At 54.9% G+C, this 881-nt stretch carries 1 protein-coding gene; it reads right to left on the reverse strand.

The window, feature by feature from the left end; all coding sequences use genetic code 11:
* Positions 1-132: 132 nt before the first annotated feature.
* The coding region (locus KMAL_RS16710; protein ID WP_110096540.1) for a transposase at positions 133-881 on the reverse strand (749 nt) is incomplete at its 5' end.

Raw genomic sequence — 881 nt, forward strand, 5'->3', positions numbered from 1 at the left:
GGAGGGATCGAAGAACCCTTGATTGATGTGCTTGGCCGGTAATTTCTGGGTTTTGGCGATTTGATTGACGGTTTTTGCGATGGCGTCCAGTCTGCGTTTTGAGCAGATTGGGAGTTGTCTCTCGCTGGATGGCTATGCGCTCGCGTTCAATCTTTCGAGGAAGAGGAGGCGGCGCATATTGTAGACGATATTGGCGAGCCCGATCCTCATGGTGGCTCGACTGATACCGACAGTCCGGACAAACAGCCCCGTCTGTGACTTCTGATCGGCAAAGACATGCTCGACACGCGAGCGGATGACCGACTTTCCAGCATTTGATTTCTGGATATGCCGGGGCATAGGCTTGAGATGCGGCTTTTTGCGATGAACCTTGGAGACAAAGCCCTGCTTTTCCATGAAGTCTTCGTTGGCTTTTGAGCGATAGGCCGTGTCGGCCCAGACACTTGAGGCCGTATTGGTTTTATCCAGAAGCCCCTCTCTCAATCGCGCGCCATCACTGGCAGCGGCATGCGTTGTTTTCCATTTGCGGATGAACCGGTATTTCCGATCGATGGAAACATGCGATTTATAGCCAAAGAACGGGATGGCGAGATCGCTGGATGGCATGGTTCCATCATCCTGCCGCTTCGCCTTCGTGAACTTCAGTGTCCAGCGCGCATGACGATCCTTGTGCGACAGCTTTGCGGGTTTGTCCTGCCAGTCTTCAGGAATACGGCCTGCTCGCAGATCCGCTTTCTCTGCATTGGTGTTCCGCTGCTTCGGAGCCGCTACCAGCGTGGCATCCAGGATCTGGCCTGACATCGGCAAATACCCGGCGTTACGCAGGGTCGCATCAAAGCGGTTGAACAGCCCATCGATCGCACCCGCCTGGGTCAGACGCT

Source organism: Novacetimonas maltaceti (assembly GCF_002906255.1).
Classification (GTDB): Bacteria; Pseudomonadota; Alphaproteobacteria; order Acetobacterales; family Acetobacteraceae; genus Novacetimonas; species Novacetimonas maltaceti.